Origin of the sequence: Providencia rettgeri (assembly GCF_013702265.1) — a bacterium.
Lineage (GTDB): Bacteria > Pseudomonadota > Gammaproteobacteria > Enterobacterales > Enterobacteriaceae > Providencia > Providencia zhijiangensis.
Window position 1 is genome coordinate 940,571 of record NZ_CP059348.1, and the last position, 17,693, is coordinate 958,263.

Below are 17,693 nucleotides of genomic sequence, written 5' to 3' on the forward strand. Positions count from 1 at the left end.
GGCAACTCTTTAGTCGAGCATCATATTGATGTTCAGGTTGTACATAATCCACAGAGAGCCAATAACAACGATACCGATGATTAGCATAGTGAACAGGAATGCAATCAGGTTCCAGCGCTCATCTGATGATGTATTCATGTGTAAGAAACAAACAAGGTGTACAAGGATTTGCACAACAGCCATTCCAACAACAGTTGCTAGAATAACGCCTTGTGAAGCTGTTCCATTCATCACCATCCAGAAAGGAATTACAGTCAGAATAACTGACAGAATAAAGCCAATCAGGTATGTCTTAACGCTACCGTGGCTTGCTCCAGTATGAGCATCTTTTGCATGACTCATTTAAATAGCCCCCAGAAGATAAACAACGGTAAATACACAGATCCAAACAACATCTAAGAAGTGCCAGAACAGGCTCAGGCAGTTCAGACGGGTTTTGTTAACCGCAGTCAGACCACGACGACAGTTTTGGATAATCATCAGAATGATCCAAACCAGACCACAAGTTACGTGGATACCGTGAGTCGCAACTAATGCGAAGAAAGCAGATAAGAAACCACTGCGATCTGGGCCGTAGCCTTCAGCGATCAGTTCGTGGAACTCATAAACTTCCATAACAACGAAGCCAAGACCAAATAAGAAAGTAATGAACAGCCATAAGTTAACGGCAGCGACTTTCTCTTTGTGCATTGCAATCATTGCAAAACCGTAGGTGATACTACTGAATAACAGTAAGAATGTTTCACCTAATACGAACTGCAAACTAAAGATGTCTTTACCAGCAGGACCGCCAGCAGTGCCATCAGATAAAACCACGTAAGTTGCAAACAAGCTAGCAAACAGGATCAGGTCACTCATTAAGTAGATCCAGAATCCGAATACTTTGGTTGCACCCGCATCGTGGTGCCCATGCTCTGCATGGGCTACATTATGATTAGTCATTGTATTAGTTGACATCGTTCACACCTGCCTTACGTAATTCTTCAAAGTGCTTATTCTCGATTTGTTCGATTTCAGCCACAGGTACGTAGTAATCAACATCTTCGTCGAAGCTTTTTGCAATCCAAGTAACAATCATGCCACCGAAACCAACGATTGCCAGCCACCAGATGTGCCAGATCATTGCGAAACCAAAAATCAAGCTAAATGCAGCGATGATTACGCCAGCGCCTGTATTTTTCGGCATATGAATTTCTTCATATGAAGTAGGTTTCTTATGAGCGATACCTTTCTCTTTCATATCCCACCAAGCATCGCGAGTTTGAATCTGTGGTTCAACAGCGAAGTTGTAGAATGGTGCCGGAGAAGAAGTTGCCCACTCCAGAGTACGTCCACCCCATGGGTCACCGGTTAAATCACGGTTTTCATGGCGGTCACGGATACTCACGATAATTTGGATAACTTGGCAAGCAATACCCAGAGCAATCAGACCAGCACCACACGCAGCTGCAACCAGCATACCGTGATAGGTTGGGTCAATATTTTGGCTCAGACGACGGGTCATACCCATAAAGCCAAGAATATATAACGGCATGAATGCTAAGAAGAAACCAGTGATCCAGAACCAGAAGGCACGAACACCCCATTTCTCATTCAGCGTGAAACCGTAAGCTTTCGGGAACCAGTAAGTCATACCAGCGAAGCATCCGAATACCACACCACCGATAATAACGTTATGGAAGTGAGCAATCAGGAACAGGCTGTTGTGCAGAACGAAGTTCGCACCTGGAACCGCTAACAGAACACCAGTCATACCACCCACAGAGAAGGTGATGATAAAACCGATAGTCCATAACATTGGTGATTTGAACTCGATACGACCTTGGTACATGGTGAACAGCCAGTTGAAAATCTTAACCCCTGTAGGGATTGCGATAATCATCGTAGCGATACCAAAGAAGGCGTTAACGTTCGCACCTGAACCCATCGTAAAGAAGTGGTGTAACCAAACGATGAAGGACATAACGGTGATAACGATGGTTGCCCACACTAGTGAGGTATAACCAAACAGACGCTTTTTCGAGAAGGTTGCTGCAATTTCTGAGAACACACCGAACACTGGTAGAACAAGGATATACACCTCAGGGTGACCCCATGCCCAAATCAGGTTGATGTACATCATCATGTTGCCGCCCATATCGTTAGTGAAGAAATGGGTGCCCAGATAACGGTCTAATGTCAGTAACGTGATGGTCACTGTCAGAATTGGGAATGCTGCAATAATCAGGATGTTGGTACAGAATGCTGCCCAGCTAAATACTGGCATTTTCATCATCGACATACCCGGTGCACGCATACGGATAATGGTCGCGAAGAAGTTAACACCTGTTAATAGCGTACCGATACCGGATATCTGGAGACTCCATATCCAATAATCGACCCCGACCCCCGGGTTGTACTCCAAGCCGGACAGAGGAGGGTATGCTAACCAACCAGTTTGTGCGAATTCACCTACCCCTAATGAGATGTTGATTAACACAACACCCACTACGAAGAACCAGAAGCTCAGGGAGTTAAGGAATGGGAATGCAACGTCACGGGCACCAATTTGCAGAGGAACAACTAAGTTCATCAAACCAACAACAAATGGAGTTGCCATGAAGAAAATCATGATAACGCCGTGCGCTGTAAAGATTTGATCATAGTGGTGAGGGTTTAAGAAACCTTCTTGACCCGCTGAAGCCAGCACTTGCTGACCACGCATCATGATAGCATCCGCGAATCCACGGAATAACATCACCATCGCAACGATGATGTACATAATACCAATTTTTTTGTGGTCAACAGAGGTTAACCACTCTTTCCACAGCCATTTCCACTTTCCGAAATAGGTGATTGCACCGACTAAGCCAAGTCCACCGAGGACAATGGCAATCAGCGTAATAACGATAATCGGTTCATGAAGTGGAACTGCGTCCAGTGTTAATTTTCCAAACATGCCCTTATTCCTCAGCGCCTGCATGAGCATTATGGCTCATATGCATTGAATGACCTGTAGATTCTTGCGCTTGAGCAGTGTTGCCCATGTGCATAGAATGATTTGCTTCATTATTAGCATCTACAGGAGCGTGACCTTTATGGTGCTCATGACCAAACTTCATAATGATGTCTTCATAAAGTTTAGGTTTCACGCTAGAGAAGTAGGTAACAGGAACGTTCATGCTAGGTTTAGCAACTTCGTCGAATGCCTGCATCGTATCCATAGTTTTTGGTGATGCTTTTACTTTCTGTACCCACTCATCGAAGCCTTGGCGATCTGCTGTTGCAATAGCATTGAACTTCATATCTGAGAATCCGTGACCGCTATAGCTTGCTGAGAAGCCTTTATAGGTGCCTGGTTCGTTAGCGATTAAGTGAAGTTTTGTCTGCATACCCGCCATCGCGTAGATCTGTCCACCTAAAGATGGGATGAAGAATGAGTTCATCACAGAATCAGACGTGATTTTGAAGTTTACAGGAACACCAGTAGGGAATGCGATTTCATTGACTGTAGCAATGCCTTGATCTGGATAGATAAAAATCCATTTCCAGTCAGCTGAAATAACTTGAATGGTGACAGGTTCCTGATCACTAACTAATGGCTGATACGGGTCCAGCTCATGAGTCGTTTTCCAAGTGATAGCACCCAGAATAATGATAATAATGATAGGAACTGTCCAGCAGACTAACTCAATTTTGTTAGAGTGAGCCCAGTTAGGACGGTAGGTAGCTGACTTATTGGACTCACGATATTTTACAGCGAAGATAATCGCCATGAAAATAACAGGAATCACAACAAGGAGCATCAAACCAATTGCAATAAGAATCAGTTCTTTTTGTTTTACGCCAACGGCGCCTTTCGGATCCATCAACACCATATCACAACCGCCTAATAATAAGGCTGCTGCAACAAGTGAGATTGCTCCAATGCTTTTTTTGTAGTTCATAAGTCTCATCCACGACCCCAAATGACAAGAATCTAATTGTCGTTTCATCAGTGCGGGCATTTTACGGTAAGGTTGTGCGAGTGTAAATGATTGTAAGGTAAAGAAACGGAAATGTTAGCTCTTTATGTTAATATGATCACATGTAAAGCTTTTGCTTCTAAAAAGTTAAAATTGCTGCTAATTATAGGTATGTTTTGATAAAACAGTATGAATACTAAATTATCTTGGTAATTTTTCAAAGAAAAATATATACAAAATTGACAAAAAAATGTGGAAACTGCTTGGATTGTTAAGAATTTGAGTAGGGGAAATTACTGATTATATTGCCGATAAAGTTAAATTGGCTACTTTACCGGCAAAATAATAAAGAAAAATTGTTACATTTTTGAAACTAAAGGAAATGTGTTAAAAAAATAAACAATATTTCCTTAGTCACTAGAAGTTATACTTTAATGTATAAATGATTGCATCTTGGTAGAAATCATCACCTAACTTATTGTCAGCATAACGATATTGAACACCCGCAGCTAAATTTGGCGTGGCGTTCCACCAGAAAGCTAATGCGCCATTCACGCCATCACGCCCACCGTTACCATAACGCTCATGACGTGCAAATTCCATTTCATGCCAGTTAGTGATCATGAAATCTTCTTGGAACATTTTGAAGTTATAACCAGCAACCCAACCAACTACATAGCCGTTATTACCAGAATAATAGGTTTGGTCAACATAGTGTAAAGCCACGAAAGGCTTGAACCACAGATCGCCAATCGAGGTGTTATAACCAATACCATACAGTGTGTTGACTTCGTGGAAGTTGCCACCGTGTTTGTCACCCGGTAAAGACCAAGTGCCATAAACGTGGCCGTATAAGTTGAATCCAGTATCTGCGATATAGACTCGAGCTGTTGTTTTCAGTGTATAACGCTGGTTTTTGCCCGGATCTTCATGCTGTTTATTAAATGGGTTTTCAACATCAAAGAAACCATATAATTCACCCCAATTGAAATTAGCGCCACCTTCTAACTCGAAGTAAGCGAAATCTTCCTTATGGGTTGTATTTTTAGATTTATTTTCTGTATGACGGGACCAGTCGAGATAGTTCACGTTGATATCTGCGAAACCATTCTGATACCCAAGAAAATTTTCAGCATTCGCGGTTCCTGTCAATGATGCTAGAGCAGCAGCACAGAGTAGTGTTTTTTTCATAAGACATTATTTTCGTTTATGTATTAATAAAAATTAGTTGTTACGCAAATTTTTAGCTTGTCAACTAACCATCCTCAAACATGTGAGATATTAAGCTTTCAATTTGTAATTAAAAAATCCATTTCAGAGAATGGGTGATCAAAATCACGTTTTTATCAATCTTTAAGCGATATTTGCTAGAGAGATCTAATTTGATAAAAAAGGAGAGATTCCCCAAATTAATTAGTTTAACTTGGGGAGGTTGTGAATTTGATAGAATGGAAATCAACCTGAAGTATCAGATGGGCTTATGTTTTATGGCTTTGCGGACAGCGAGGAAGTCGAGGGTTCCACCAACAATAAGGCTGATAGCGCCAATGGCTATGCCTATGTTAAATATGAGATTCTGATAAGTCGGGAGCGCTAACCACAGGGATATATGGGAAGTAAACAAGTAAACTTTCACCCCTGCAAATGATGTGATTAGTAAACTAATTAACCAAACTGCCAGGATAGATGCTGCTGCCATTAGCGCATAAACCGCGATTTTATATTCTCGAGAGAAAAACTCTCTGCGTTGAAACTCTCCCGTATCTTGGGTGTATAACAACGAAGTTCGGCAAGCGAGTAACAATAAAACCCCCGGTACTGCAACACCAATGGAAATTAAGTAGAACATTGGCCAGCCATAGGTACTGACAAAAATACTTGCGACGGGACCGATATAGACACGGCCTACAGCGGATAATGCTGAAAGCAAGGCAAATTGGGTGGCCGATAAAGACTTATTACATAAGGTCATTAACAAGGCGACAAATGCCGCAGTTCCCATTCCTGAAAAGATATTTTCGAGGAATATAATGGATCCCATGCTGATAATATTTGGCGGTGTTACTGCAAGGAACCAGTAGCCAATATTCGAACCACCTTGGAGAACACCGAAGACGAATAATGCTTTAAATAGGCTCATATTTTTCATCAGATACCCCCCAAATAGGGCTCCGATGATTGTCGCCGCCATACCAACGGTTTTATTTACTGTACCCACCTCGCTTAAACTAAAGCCAAGAGCATTGAGTAAAAAGTTAGTATTTAGCGCCATAACGAAAGCATCTCCCATCTTATAAAAGATGAGAAGCAACAAAATCAGCCATGCGTTATTTCGGCTAAAAAACTCGGCAAGCGGTTCATAAATAGCATCTTTTAACGAAGTTGGTGGGGCGGTATTTTCTTGAGGCTCTTTCGCGAAAAGTGTTGCGAATATCCCTATAAACATCAGAGCAGCCATGACTAAGTAAAGCTGTTGCCACGTTAAGAATTTATCAGCAAGCCAAAGAGCTAATCCCCCAGAAACCAGCATACTGATGCGATAGCCCATGACAGATGTTGCTGCACCAATACCTCGCTCTTCTGCGCTTAATAAATCTGTTTTATAGGCATCAAAGACAATATCTTGGGATGCGGAACAGAAGGCTACAGTGACTGCTAGCGCAGCTAACCACCAAAGATGTTCCGACGGGTTCATAAAACTCATGCCTGCAATGCTAATAACAAGCAAAATTTGTGTTGTTAACAACCATCCTCTGCGACGCCCTAAAAATGGAGGCGTATAGCGATCCATCATGGGGGACCATAAAAATTTTAAAACGTAGGCCTGACCGACGAGAGAAAAGAAACCGATGGTTTTAATGTCAATTTTTTCAACGGTTAACCAAGCTTGTAATGTTCCAGCGGTTAATGCCAAGGGCAACCCTGAGACGAATCCCAGTAAAATTAAGGTAACATTATTGGGCAGTGTAAATCTGGGCAGTGTAAAACGTGGCATTATTCCCTCATCGCCTGATGCTGGTGTATTACGTTGCGCGAAGAATGGCGCAGTAGAAAGATAAAACAACCCAAGCTATTAGTATTAAAGAAATAACTTGGGTTCGTAGGAGAAAGCAGACTGCTTTTGGCTAATCTCTGATGAACCAGAATGATATTAGTATGAAATCATTCTTGATACGCGATTAATATCGTGAATTTTGTCTGATAAAATCGGCCAGTTCTTGGTCTTTCGCCATATCTGAAATTAAATCACTTAAAGCAAGGTTAATCGCCGCAGCAATTTTCTCATTAGTTGCGCCTAATGCTCCTTGGGTATTGTAATTACGGCTATAAGTCCGGCTTTTGGTTGAACCATTTGGCGCGGTAGCATTAACGACAACGCTGGAATTAACCGTAATATTATGACGTAAACTTCCTTCGCTCACTTGCGTGTTCAATTTGTTTAATTGAACCACTAAGTTGATATTGGCGGGAGAAGTCACCATGAAACCACGAGCGGCCATCTGCTTTTCTACCGCTTCTTGCATTAGGTAACGCGGATCGCGAGAGGGATTAAGTACCTCTAAAGTGCCATTTCGATTAATTTCAGCCAATGAGCGATTTGTACGGTTATCAACGCTACTCACGCTAATTGAAGTCGCATTGAGTGTCGGGTTCTTGGCTGGTAATGCAATCTTAGGTTCGAGGGACAGCGTATTAGACGGTGCAGTACAGCCCGCTAATAGAAATAACGCAAAAAGTGGAAAACACAGTTTTCTTAACATAATTCTTCCCAGTTCATCTTTCCTAATTGAAAATGTTCCGTTATGGTTCGGGGTGCAACAACTCACACTATTAGACAACAGTTTGAGAAAAAATTCGCATAAATGTGCAGTTGATGAACATTTTGTATTCCCAGACCATAGTTTCAATAATGTAGATGCTATTATCCGCTATTTCTATAATAAGAAGATAGTTGCCAGCAGCGTGATTGGGTGATTTTTTTTCAAATGCGCCGCCGCATTTTTTAATTAATTTAGGAGTCTCTATGGAGGCCAATATGCCACAAACTATGCAGTCTCGCGTGAGTGAAAAGCTACAGTCTGCATTTGAACCTGAACATATGGAGGTGATTAATGAAAGTCATCAACATAATGTGTTACCTGGTTCAGAGAGCCATTTCAAAGTGGTTTTAGTCAGTGATAAATTTGAAAACAAACGTATGATTGGTCGTCACCGTGAAATTTATGCTATTTTGACTGACGAGCTTGCAGGTGGGATCCATGCTTTAGCTTTACACACTTATACTCCGAAAGAGTGGGATGAATTAGCGAGTACAGCGCTAAAATCGCCTGCTTGTCGTGGTGTTGGTGGTGTGAATCGCTAATCAAATGTCTTGATGACACATGAATATCAATAGTGTGTTTATCGAGTTGCTGTAAGTGAGCGTTTTTTCCTCAATTTGAGAGAGAAAAATGAATTTTTAGTCAGAAAAGTCACAAATAAAGAGGAATGATCGCTTCTTTTATCGGCTTTTCTCGACTCAGGGCGCATGCATCGGTATAATGCTGCGTCTAATTTTCAGTAAGGTTTCGGGACGCTTCTGATATCAGGGATGACCGTTATGAAAGTAACGCCCCCGGTTCTGGAAGGGAGATTGCCATTATGATTTAATGGCATAACTCTGGAGTAGACCGATCACTAAGATTTATTTTGAGGTAAGAAGATGCAAGTTTCTGTTGAAACGACTCAAGGCCTTGGGCGTCGTGTAACAATCACCGTTCCTGCCACTGATATTGAAAAAGCGCTGAATAGCGAGCTGGTTAACGTTGCTAAGAAAGTCCGTGTTGATGGCTTCCGTAAAGGGAAAGTACCAATGCATATCGTTAAACAACGTTACGGTGCGTCTGTAATGCAAGACGTTCTGGGCGATGTTATGCAACGTAACTTTATCAATGCAATCATTGAACAAAAAATCAACCCAGCTGGCGCGCCAAGCTACAAGCCAGAAATGTTCGAAGACGGTAAAGACTTCGTTTACGCGGTTGAGTTCGAAGTGTACCCAGAAATCGAATTAAAAGGTTTTGAAACTATCGAAGTTGAAAAACCAGCAGTAACCGTGAAAGACGAAGACCTCAACGACATGCTGGAAACTCTGCGCAAGCAACAAGCACAGTGGAAAGAAGTTGAAGATGCAGCGGCTGCTGATTCACGTATCACTATTAACTTCACAGGTTCTATCGACGGTGAAGAATTCGAAGGTGGTAAAGCTGAAGACTTCGCACTGGTTATGGGCGAAGGTCGTATGATCCCAGGCTTCGAAGAAGGCGTTGTTGGTCATAAAGCGGGTGAAGAATTCGATATCGAAGTTAACTTCCCAGAAGATTACCATGCAGAAAACCTGAAAGGTAAAGCGGCTAAGTTTGCTATCGTTCTGAAGAAAGTTGAACAACGTGAACTGCCAGAATTTACTGAAGAATTCGTTAAGCGTTTCGGTATCGCTGACGGTTCAGTAGACGGTCTGCGTGCAGAAGTTCGTAAAAACATGGAACGTGAGCTGAAAAATGCAGTTCGTAACCGTGTTAAAGCGCAAGTTCTGGACGGTCTGGTTAACGCTAACGAAATCGAAGTCCCAGCAGCAGTTGTTGATGGTGAAATCGATGTTCTGCGTCGTCAAGCTGCGCAGCGTTTTGGTGGCAACGAAAAACAAGCGATGGAATTACCACGTGAACTGTTCGAAGAACAAGCTAAACGTCGCGTAATTGTTGGTCTGCTGTTAGGCGAAGTTATCCGTACTAACGAGCTGAAAGCTGACGAAGATCGCGTTAAAGCGCTGATCGAAGACATGGCTTCTGCTTACGAAGATCCATCAGAAGTTATCGAATACTACAGCAAAAATGAAGAGCTGATGAACAGTGTTCGTAACTTAGCATTAGAAGAGCAAGCTGTAGAAACTATTCTGGCAGCGGCGAAAGTAACTGAAAAAGAAACTAATTTCACTGAGCTGATGAACCAAGTTCAAGCTGGTTAATTTTTCTTTTTAGCAGTACAAAGCAAAACCCGTGGTGTTTCACTGCGGGTTTTTTGTCAATTAGCGTCGTAATATTTAGACTTTGTGCAAATCATCTTGAAAATTACATTTAAACCCTAATTATAATAAGAGTCATCAAGATATCGTTCGCTAGATGATGTTGGGATTTTTGTGTGGAACACATTTTTCGACAGTATAAAACCGTGTAACTAGATAGACTTGTGTTAAACTCTTTAACAGAGCGTCTTGCCTACCGCAGTGTTTTCAACTGTATTCTGGCTTAATTCTTTAGCGACTTTTTAACCAATATTTTAAAAAGTGACTAAAATAATGAAGTAAGCGAAGAGCATAAGCAGGCAGACACAACTAACTTCGAAAGAGTGTTTTTTAGAAATATTGTTTTTTAGAAATATTGTTTGTAGCACGATCCCTGCCCAAAATGGCGGACAGACAGCAAATTAGGCGCAAGCACCAGAAAGTTTTTAATAGGAGATTTCGATGTCACATTTTGGCGGTCAGGAGCAGTTAGCATCCCAAATGGCACTTGTGCCAATGGTTATCGAGCAAACCTCTCGAGGTGAGCGCTCATATGATATTTATTCGCGTCTCTTAAAAGAACGTATTATCTTCCTAACCGGTCAGGTTGAAGATCATATGGCGAACTTAATTGTCGCTCAAATGCTATTTCTTGAAGCAGAAAACCCAGAAAAAGATATTCAACTTTATATCAACTCACCAGGCGGTGTGATCACTGCTGGGATGTCAATCTACGACACCATGCAGTTTATCAAACCTGATGTGAGTACTATCTGTATGGGACAAGCGTGCTCAATGGGTGCGTTTTTATTAACCGCAGGTACAAAAGGTAAACGTTTCTGCTTACCAAACTCTCGCGTCATGATCCACCAACCATTAGGTGGCTATCAAGGACAAGCGACAGACATTGAAATTCACGCTCAAGAAATCTTGAAAGTGAAATCGCGTATGAATGAATTGATGGCCCAACATACTGGGAAATCCATCGAAGAAATTAGTCGCGACACAGAGCGTGACCGTTTCTTATCAGCAAATGAAGCTAAAGAATATGGTCTGGTTGATCATATTTATACCAGCCGTTAATTTGCGAATATTTTGATATAATTAATTTATATCTTAAAGGTTTTGAAAATTTCTTGCCTTGTTTTACTGCGTAAGCCTGATAAAACAAGGCATTATAAATATAAGTGAGGTCTACTGATGACAGATAAACGCAAAGAGGGGGCAGGTAAATTGCTGTACTGTTCTTTCTGCGGAAAAAGTCAGCATGAAGTGCGTAAGCTGATTGCCGGTCCGTCAGTCTATATTTGTGATGAATGCGTGGATTTATGCCTCGACATCATCCGTGAAGAGATCAAAGAACTGGCTCCGCATCGCGAGCGTAGTGAATTGCCAACTCCCCACGAAATCAGACAACATCTTGACGACTACGTTATTGGTCAAGAAAAAGCGAAAAAAGTGTTAGCGGTTGCTGTTTATAACCACTACAAACGTCTACGTAATGGCGATAAAACCAGCGATGGTGTTGAATTAGGTAAAAGTAACATTCTGCTCATTGGCCCGACGGGTAGTGGTAAAACGTTACTAGCAGAAACGTTAGCTCGCTATTTAGATGTGCCATTCACTATGGCGGATGCGACCACATTAACTGAAGCGGGTTACGTGGGTGAAGACGTTGAAAATATCATCCAGAAACTGCTACAAAAATGCGATTATGATGTTGAGAAAGCTCAGCGCGGTATCGTCTATATCGATGAAATTGATAAAATTTCTCGTAAATCCGATAACCCATCCATCACGCGTGACGTATCAGGTGAAGGGGTGCAGCAAGCATTACTGAAACTGATTGAAGGCACCGTAGCTGCGGTTCCGCCACAAGGTGGTCGTAAGCATCCACAGCAAGAGTTTTTACAGGTTGATACCTCGAAAATTCTGTTTATCTGTGGTGGTGCATTTGCAGGGTTGGATAAAGTTATTGGCCAGCGTCTGAATACACGTTCAGGTATTGGTTTTGCGGCGCAAGTGAAAGGCGAATCTGAGAAGGCAACGGAAGGTGAATTACTCACTCAAGCGGAGCCTGAAGATCTCATCAAATTTGGCTTGATCCCAGAGTTTATCGGTCGTCTACCTGTGGTTGCCACATTGACTGAACTGAGTGAAGAAGCACTGATTCAAATCTTAAAAGAGCCGAAAAACGCATTGACTAAACAGTATCAAGCTCTGTTTAACCTTGAAGGCACTGAATTAGAGTTTCGTGAAGAAGCATTAACGGCGATAGCGAAAAAAGCGATGGCGCGTAAAACCGGTGCTCGTGGCTTACGTTCGATCGTCGAAGCTGCTCTACTTAATACCATGTACGATCTACCTTCAATGAGTGATGTTGAAAAAGTGGTTGTAGATGAAAATGTGATTAATGAACAGTCAGAACCGCTGTTAATCTACAGCAAACCAGATGCTCAAGCCTCTGGCGATAATTAATTTCTTGTCTGTGTTCAATAAGTAATCAAATAAAATGAGGGGTAACCCTCATTTTGTTTTTTATGCTTAACTAACCATTGAATGCTAAAATCTTGTCCCCATATAGTTTATATTCTTAGTTGTGGTTTCCTTATTTTGAAAGAACGCTGTTTATATTGCAGTGTTTTACAAGAATTTTTTCTGTTATAAGCAGAAACCCTTAACTGGCGTGTGCTAAACGAAGAGAGAGCTTTATGAATCCAGAGCGTTCCGAACGCATTGAAATACCAGTATTGCCTCTGCGTGATGTAGTGGTGTACCCACATATGGTGATCCCACTGTTTGTTGGACGTGAAAAATCCATTCACAGTCTGGAAGCAGCAATGGATCATGATAAGCAAGTGATGCTGGTTGCGCAAAAAGAAGCCTCAACCGATGAACCTGGGGTGAATGATCTATTTACTGTTGGGACAATTGCGTCTGTGATTCAGATGCTGAAACTACCTGATGGTACCGTTAAAGTGTTAGTTGAAGGACTACGTCGTGCTCGTATTACTAGCCTGACTGATAACGGCGAGTATTTCTTAGCACAAGCTGAATACCTAGCGAATGATGGTGCGAAAGCGGCTATCTACGATGACGCATCAAAAGCACCTAGCACTGCGGAATTGGTTGATGAAAAAGAGCAAGAAGTTTTATATCGCACTATCGTCAGCCAGTTCGAAAGCTACATCAAACTGAACAAAAAAATTCCACCTGAAGTTCTGACTTCACTGCATGCGATTGAGCAAGACCAGCTAGATAAACTGGCTGATACGATTGCTTCACATATGCCGTTAAAGCTGGCAGACAAACAGCGCGTTTTAGAAATGGCAAACATTGCTGAGCGTGTTGAGTTCCTGATGGCAATGATGGAATCAGAAACTGAGTTACTGCAAGTTGAAAAACGCATTCGTAACCGCGTGAAAAAACAGATGGAAAAAAGCCAGCGCGAGTACTATTTGAATGAGCAAATGAAAGCGATTCAAAAAGAACTTGGCGAAATGGATGATGCTCCAGATGAAAACGAATCGCTGAAACGTAAAATCGAAGAAGCGAAAATGCCAAAAGAGGCACAAGAAAAAGCCGAAGCTGAATTGCAGAAGCTGAAAATGATGTCTCCAATGTCAGCTGAAGCGACTGTGGTTCGTAGCTACATTGACTGGATGGTTCAGGTTCCGTGGCATAAGCGCAGCAAAGTCAAAAAAGATTTAGTGAAAGCGCAAGAAGTGCTCGACACAGACCACTATGGCTTAGAGCGCGTTAAAGATCGTATCCTTGAATACCTCGCGGTTCAAAGCCGTGTTAGTAAAATCAAAGGGCCAATCTTATGCTTAGTCGGGCCTCCAGGGGTTGGTAAAACGTCTCTGGGACAATCTATCGCGAAAGCGACAGGGCGTGAATATACCCGTATGGCTCTGGGTGGGGTTCGTGACGAAGCAGAAATCCGTGGTCACCGCCGCACTTATATTGGTTCAATGCCGGGTAAACTTATCCAGAAAATGGCGAAAGTTGGGGTTAAAAACCCACTATTTTTACTGGATGAAATCGACAAAATGTCTTCAGACATGCGTGGGGATCCTGCATCAGCACTGTTAGAAGTGTTAGATCCAGAGCAAAACGTTGCATTCAACGACCATTATCTGGAAGTTGATTATGACCTGTCTGACGTGATGTTCGTGGCGACATCGAACTCGATGAATATCCCTGCACCATTATTAGACCGTATGGAAGTGATCCGTCTGTCTGGTTATACCGAAGACGAAAAACTGAATATTGCTAAGAGACATTTACTATCTAAGCAAATCGAGCGTAATGCCTTGAAAAAAGGTGAATTATCTATCGATGATGGCGCAATTATGAGCATCATTCGTTACTACACTCGTGAAGCTGGTGTGCGTGGATTAGAACGTGAAATTTCTAAACTGTGCCGTAAAGCAGTGAAAGCGCTGCTGATGGATAAAAAACTGAAGCATATTGAGATCACTGCGGATAATCTGAAAGATTACTTAGGTGTTCGTCGCTTTGACTACGGTCATGCTGATACCGAAAACCGTGTAGGGCAAGTGACTGGCTTAGCATGGACAGAAGTGGGCGGTGATCTACTGACCATCGAAACTGCCTGTGTACCGGGTAAAGGTAAATTAACTTACACTGGTTCTCTGGGTGAAGTGATGCAAGAGTCAATCCAAACTGCACTGACAGTGGTACGCGCTCGTGCAGAAAAACTGGGTATCAATGGTGACTTCTATGAAAAACGTGATATTCACGTTCACGTACCAGAAGGGGCAACACCGAAAGATGGTCCAAGTGCGGGTATCGCAATGTCAACGGCACTGGTTTCTTGCTTAACAGGTAACCCTGTAAAAGCGGATGTGGCGATGACCGGTGAAATTACGTTACGCGGGTTAGTATTACCAATTGGCGGGTTGAAAGAAAAGTTACTGGCAGCTCATCGTGGTGGTATTAAAACAGTTCTTATCCCTGATGATAACAAACGTGATTTAGAAGAAATCCCTCAGAATGTGATTGCTGATTTGCAAATCCATCCTGTTAAGACAATTGAAGAAGTCCTCTCATTAGCATTAGTCAATCCTCCTTTTGGGGCTGAAGTGGTCCAAAAGAAAGCTAAAAGAGTGAGCTGAATCAAGAAGTTTGTATAAAATTAAGGCTGACAGCTAATTTAGGGCTTGTCAGTCTTTTTTTTCGTCGCTACTTTAGCGAAGATTCTGATAATGGTTAGCGTGCTATCTGTTTTCTTGCCATTAATATTCAGGATTGATATAACGGCTGCATCATTAATTAACTATACTTAGTAATGTTAACTATACTGTAGTTGGTTAATTAACCGATAAAGTCAAAACTAATATGGGGATGATAATAGTGAATAAGTCTCAACTGATTGAAAAAATCGCTGCAGAAGCGAATATTTCTAAAGCCGCAGCAGGTCGCGTAGTCGACGCTTTCGTTGCTTCTGTAACGAAATCTCTGAGCAAAGGTGATGATGTTACTTTAGTTGGTTTTGGTACTTTTAATGTACGTCAACGCGCAGCACGTACAGGTCGTAACCCGCAGACAGGTAAAGAAATTAAAATCGCTGCGGCAAAAGTTCCTGCATTCCGTGCAGGCAAAGGTCTTAAAGACGCTGTTAACGGTTAATTGAGTTTAGTTTCGTCTTTCACGCATTTTTGCGAAAACTCAAACTGACGTAATGTCTTTAATCAGCTAATATATAAGCGCGCCATGGAAATGGTGCGCTTTTTTTTCTATCTGAGTTAAAATTAGCGTAATATTAAGAAATTCAACAAAGCAAAGCGGAGTTAAGCCTTTTTATGATGGAAGATCTACGCACGAAGGCGAACAGTCCTTTTATTAAAGTGTTGTTAGCTATTATTATCTTGTCATTCGTGCTGACAGGTGTTGCTGGCTATGTGATTGGTGGCTCAAGTAATAATGCTGCTGAAGTCAATGGACAGCCAATAAGCAAGGAACAATTACAGCAAGCTTTCCAGCAAGAGCGCCAGTCATTACAAGAATACTTAGGAGATAAATTCTCTGAAGTTGCAAGTAATGACAACTACATGAAAGAGCTGCGTACCCAAGCTTTGAATAACTTAATCAATAATCAATTGATTAACCAATACGCTAATGAATTACAACTCTCTGCTAGCGACCAACAAATTGAGCAAGCTATTTTTGCTATGCAAGTTTTCCAAACGAACGGGAATTTTGATAGTGAGAAATACCGCGAAATTTTAAAACGTTACAATATTAATGCAGATGATTTTGCGGCACAAATTCGCCAAGATTTAGTTCGCGCACAATTAGGTAAATCGTTCACCGGAACAGAATTTGCTCTGCCTTCAGAAGTAAAAGCGTATGCAGAATTGTTTATGCAAGAGCGTGAAGTTCGTACAGCAAGCTTGTCGTTAGCTGCGCTAGAAGCTAAACAAACTGTTTCTGAAGATGAATTAAAAGCATATTACGCGGCAAATCAAAACAGTTTCATTTCTCCTGAACAAGTTCAAGTAAGCTATGTAGAAATGGATGCGGCATCTATGCCAAAAGCATCTGTGACGGCTGAAGAAGTGAAAGCTTACTATGATGAAAATCTGAAGAATTTCACTAAAGCGGAACAAAAGCTATATAGCATGATTCAAGTCGCATCAGAAAAAGATGCGCAAGCTTTACAAGCCGAGCTGAAAGGCGGTGCTGATTTCGCAACGTTAGCTACCGAAAAATCCACAGATAAATTCAGTGCAGGTAACAAAGGTGTGATTGGCTGGATGGAAGCAACATCGACACCAAGCGAAATCATCAGTGCGAATTTAACCGAGAAAGGTCAAGTTTCTGCACCGATAAAAGTCCAAGATAATTATGTCTTATTCCGTTTGGATGATGTTAAGCCAGAAGCGATTAAGCCTTTTGATGACGTTAAATCAAGTATTGAAACTAGCTTAGTCCAAGATAAAAGCGTCAAACAATTTTACGATTTACAACAGAAAGTGAGTGAAGCTGCGACTAATGACAATGAATCATTAGCATCAGTTGAAAGCATTTCTGGCTTGAAAGTGGCGACTACTGGCTGGTTTGATCGTCAAAACCCACCGGCACAACTGAATTTCCCGAAAGTCATTAATGAAGTTTTCAGCGACCGTTTAGTCGATAAAAAAGGCACAACAGGTATCAACTCTGACGTGATCAACGTTGAAGGGGACCGTGCGTTTGTCCTGCGTGTGACTGACTATAAAGCGGAATCAACAGAGCCATTCGAAACAGTGAAAGCGGATATCGAAGCATTAGTTAAGCGTCAGAAAGCATCTGCTCAATTAAAAGCGAATGGTGAGAAATTACTGGCAGAGTTACAAGCGGGTAAAGGTGATGAAGCATTGAAAGCTGCAGACACCCAATTTGGCGCTGTTCAAACAGTTTCATTCCTTGCACCTGCAACGGATGTGACTGACGTTGCGATGAAAATGACACCGCCAACTGACGGTAAGCCAACTTATGCAATCGCTTATGATCAAAAAGATAATCTGCTAATTGTTCAATTAGATAAAGTGACTTTAGGTCAGCCAACCGCTGATGAACTGAGCCAGTTATCGAACGAATATCGTGGCGCAATGAGTTCAGCGGTGAATGAAGCCTTGATGCTGAATTTACGCGCGAATGCAAAAATTGAAGTGCAAAGCTTAGAATAAGTTATTTGC

General features: G+C 41.8%; 14 protein-coding genes. 7 read left to right on the plus strand and 7 right to left on the minus strand.

The window, feature by feature from the left end:
• Nucleotides 1-9 precede the first annotated feature (9 nt).
• The 7 genes from H0913_RS04185 to H0913_RS04215 form a co-directional block, all read right to left on the minus strand.
• Nucleotides 10-342, minus strand: coding sequence for a cytochrome o ubiquinol oxidase subunit IV (locus H0913_RS04185; RefSeq protein WP_006657209.1), 333 nt, complete (start codon nucleotides 340-342; stop codon nucleotides 10-12).
• Nucleotides 343-957, minus strand: a complete 615-nt coding sequence (locus tag H0913_RS04190; protein WP_036953890.1) for a cytochrome o ubiquinol oxidase subunit III — start codon at nucleotides 955-957, stop codon at nucleotides 343-345.
• Complete coding sequence (gene cyoB, locus H0913_RS04195; protein WP_036953892.1) at nucleotides 947-2,938, minus strand: cytochrome o ubiquinol oxidase subunit I; 1,992 nt, start codon at nucleotides 2,936-2,938, stop codon at nucleotides 947-949. Before cyoB ends, H0913_RS04190 begins: the two co-directional genes overlap by 11 nt.
• Nucleotides 2,939-2,942: 4 nt before the next feature.
• The gene (cyoA, locus tag H0913_RS04200) at nucleotides 2,943-3,935 is read right to left on the minus strand and encodes a cytochrome o ubiquinol oxidase subunit II (RefSeq protein ID WP_036953895.1); all 993 of its coding nucleotides are present in this window, start codon (nucleotides 3,933-3,935) and stop codon (nucleotides 2,943-2,945) included.
• A gap of 426 nt (nucleotides 3,936-4,361) precedes the next feature.
• The gene (locus H0913_RS04205) at nucleotides 4,362-5,135 is read right to left on the minus strand and encodes an outer membrane protein OmpK (protein ID WP_154602735.1); all 774 of its coding nucleotides are present in this window, start codon (nucleotides 5,133-5,135) and stop codon (nucleotides 4,362-4,364) included.
• 277 nt (nucleotides 5,136-5,412) lie between these two features.
• A complete protein-coding gene (ampG, locus tag H0913_RS04210) occupies nucleotides 5,413-6,939 on the minus strand; it encodes a muropeptide MFS transporter AmpG (RefSeq protein ID WP_181478024.1) in 1,527 nt (508 codons plus the stop codon).
• 184 nt (nucleotides 6,940-7,123) lie between these two features.
• Entirely contained in the window at nucleotides 7,124-7,705 is a 582-nt protein-coding gene (locus H0913_RS04215) for a YajG family lipoprotein (RefSeq protein WP_154602733.1), read from the minus strand.
• A gap of 263 nt (nucleotides 7,706-7,968) precedes the next feature.
• Between H0913_RS04215 and bolA the strand changes: the two genes are divergently transcribed.
• From bolA to ppiD, 7 genes are all read left to right on the plus strand, one after another.
• Nucleotides 7,969-8,307 (plus strand): transcriptional regulator BolA, encoded by a 339-nt coding sequence (bolA, locus tag H0913_RS04220; protein WP_181478025.1) that lies wholly within the window; start codon nucleotides 7,969-7,971, stop codon nucleotides 8,305-8,307.
• Between the two features lie 339 nt (nucleotides 8,308-8,646).
• Nucleotides 8,647-9,951 (plus strand): trigger factor, encoded by a 1,305-nt coding sequence (gene tig / locus H0913_RS04225; protein WP_154602731.1) that lies wholly within the window; start codon nucleotides 8,647-8,649, stop codon nucleotides 9,949-9,951.
• A gap of 498 nt (nucleotides 9,952-10,449) precedes the next feature.
• Nucleotides 10,450-11,070, plus strand: a complete 621-nt coding sequence (clpP, locus tag H0913_RS04230; RefSeq protein WP_006657219.1) for an ATP-dependent Clp endopeptidase proteolytic subunit ClpP — start codon at nucleotides 10,450-10,452, stop codon at nucleotides 11,068-11,070.
• Nucleotides 11,071-11,187: 117 nt separating this feature from the next.
• On the plus strand, nucleotides 11,188-12,465 hold the full coding sequence (gene clpX / locus H0913_RS04235; protein WP_006657220.1) for an ATP-dependent protease ATP-binding subunit ClpX: 1,278 nt from the start codon (nucleotides 11,188-11,190) through the stop codon (nucleotides 12,463-12,465).
• Between the two features lie 233 nt (nucleotides 12,466-12,698).
• A complete protein-coding gene (lon, locus tag H0913_RS04240; RefSeq protein WP_154637982.1) occupies nucleotides 12,699-15,128 on the plus strand; it encodes an endopeptidase La in 2,430 nt (809 codons plus the stop codon).
• A gap of 238 nt (nucleotides 15,129-15,366) precedes the next feature.
• Entirely contained in the window at nucleotides 15,367-15,642 is a 276-nt protein-coding gene (gene hupB, locus H0913_RS04245; RefSeq protein ID WP_181478026.1) for a nucleoid-associated protein HU-beta, read from the plus strand.
• Nucleotides 15,643-15,815: 173 nt separating this feature from the next.
• On the plus strand, nucleotides 15,816-17,684 hold the full coding sequence (ppiD, locus tag H0913_RS04250; RefSeq protein WP_154602728.1) for a peptidylprolyl isomerase: 1,869 nt from the start codon (nucleotides 15,816-15,818) through the stop codon (nucleotides 17,682-17,684).
• Nucleotides 17,685-17,693 lie beyond the last annotated feature (9 nt).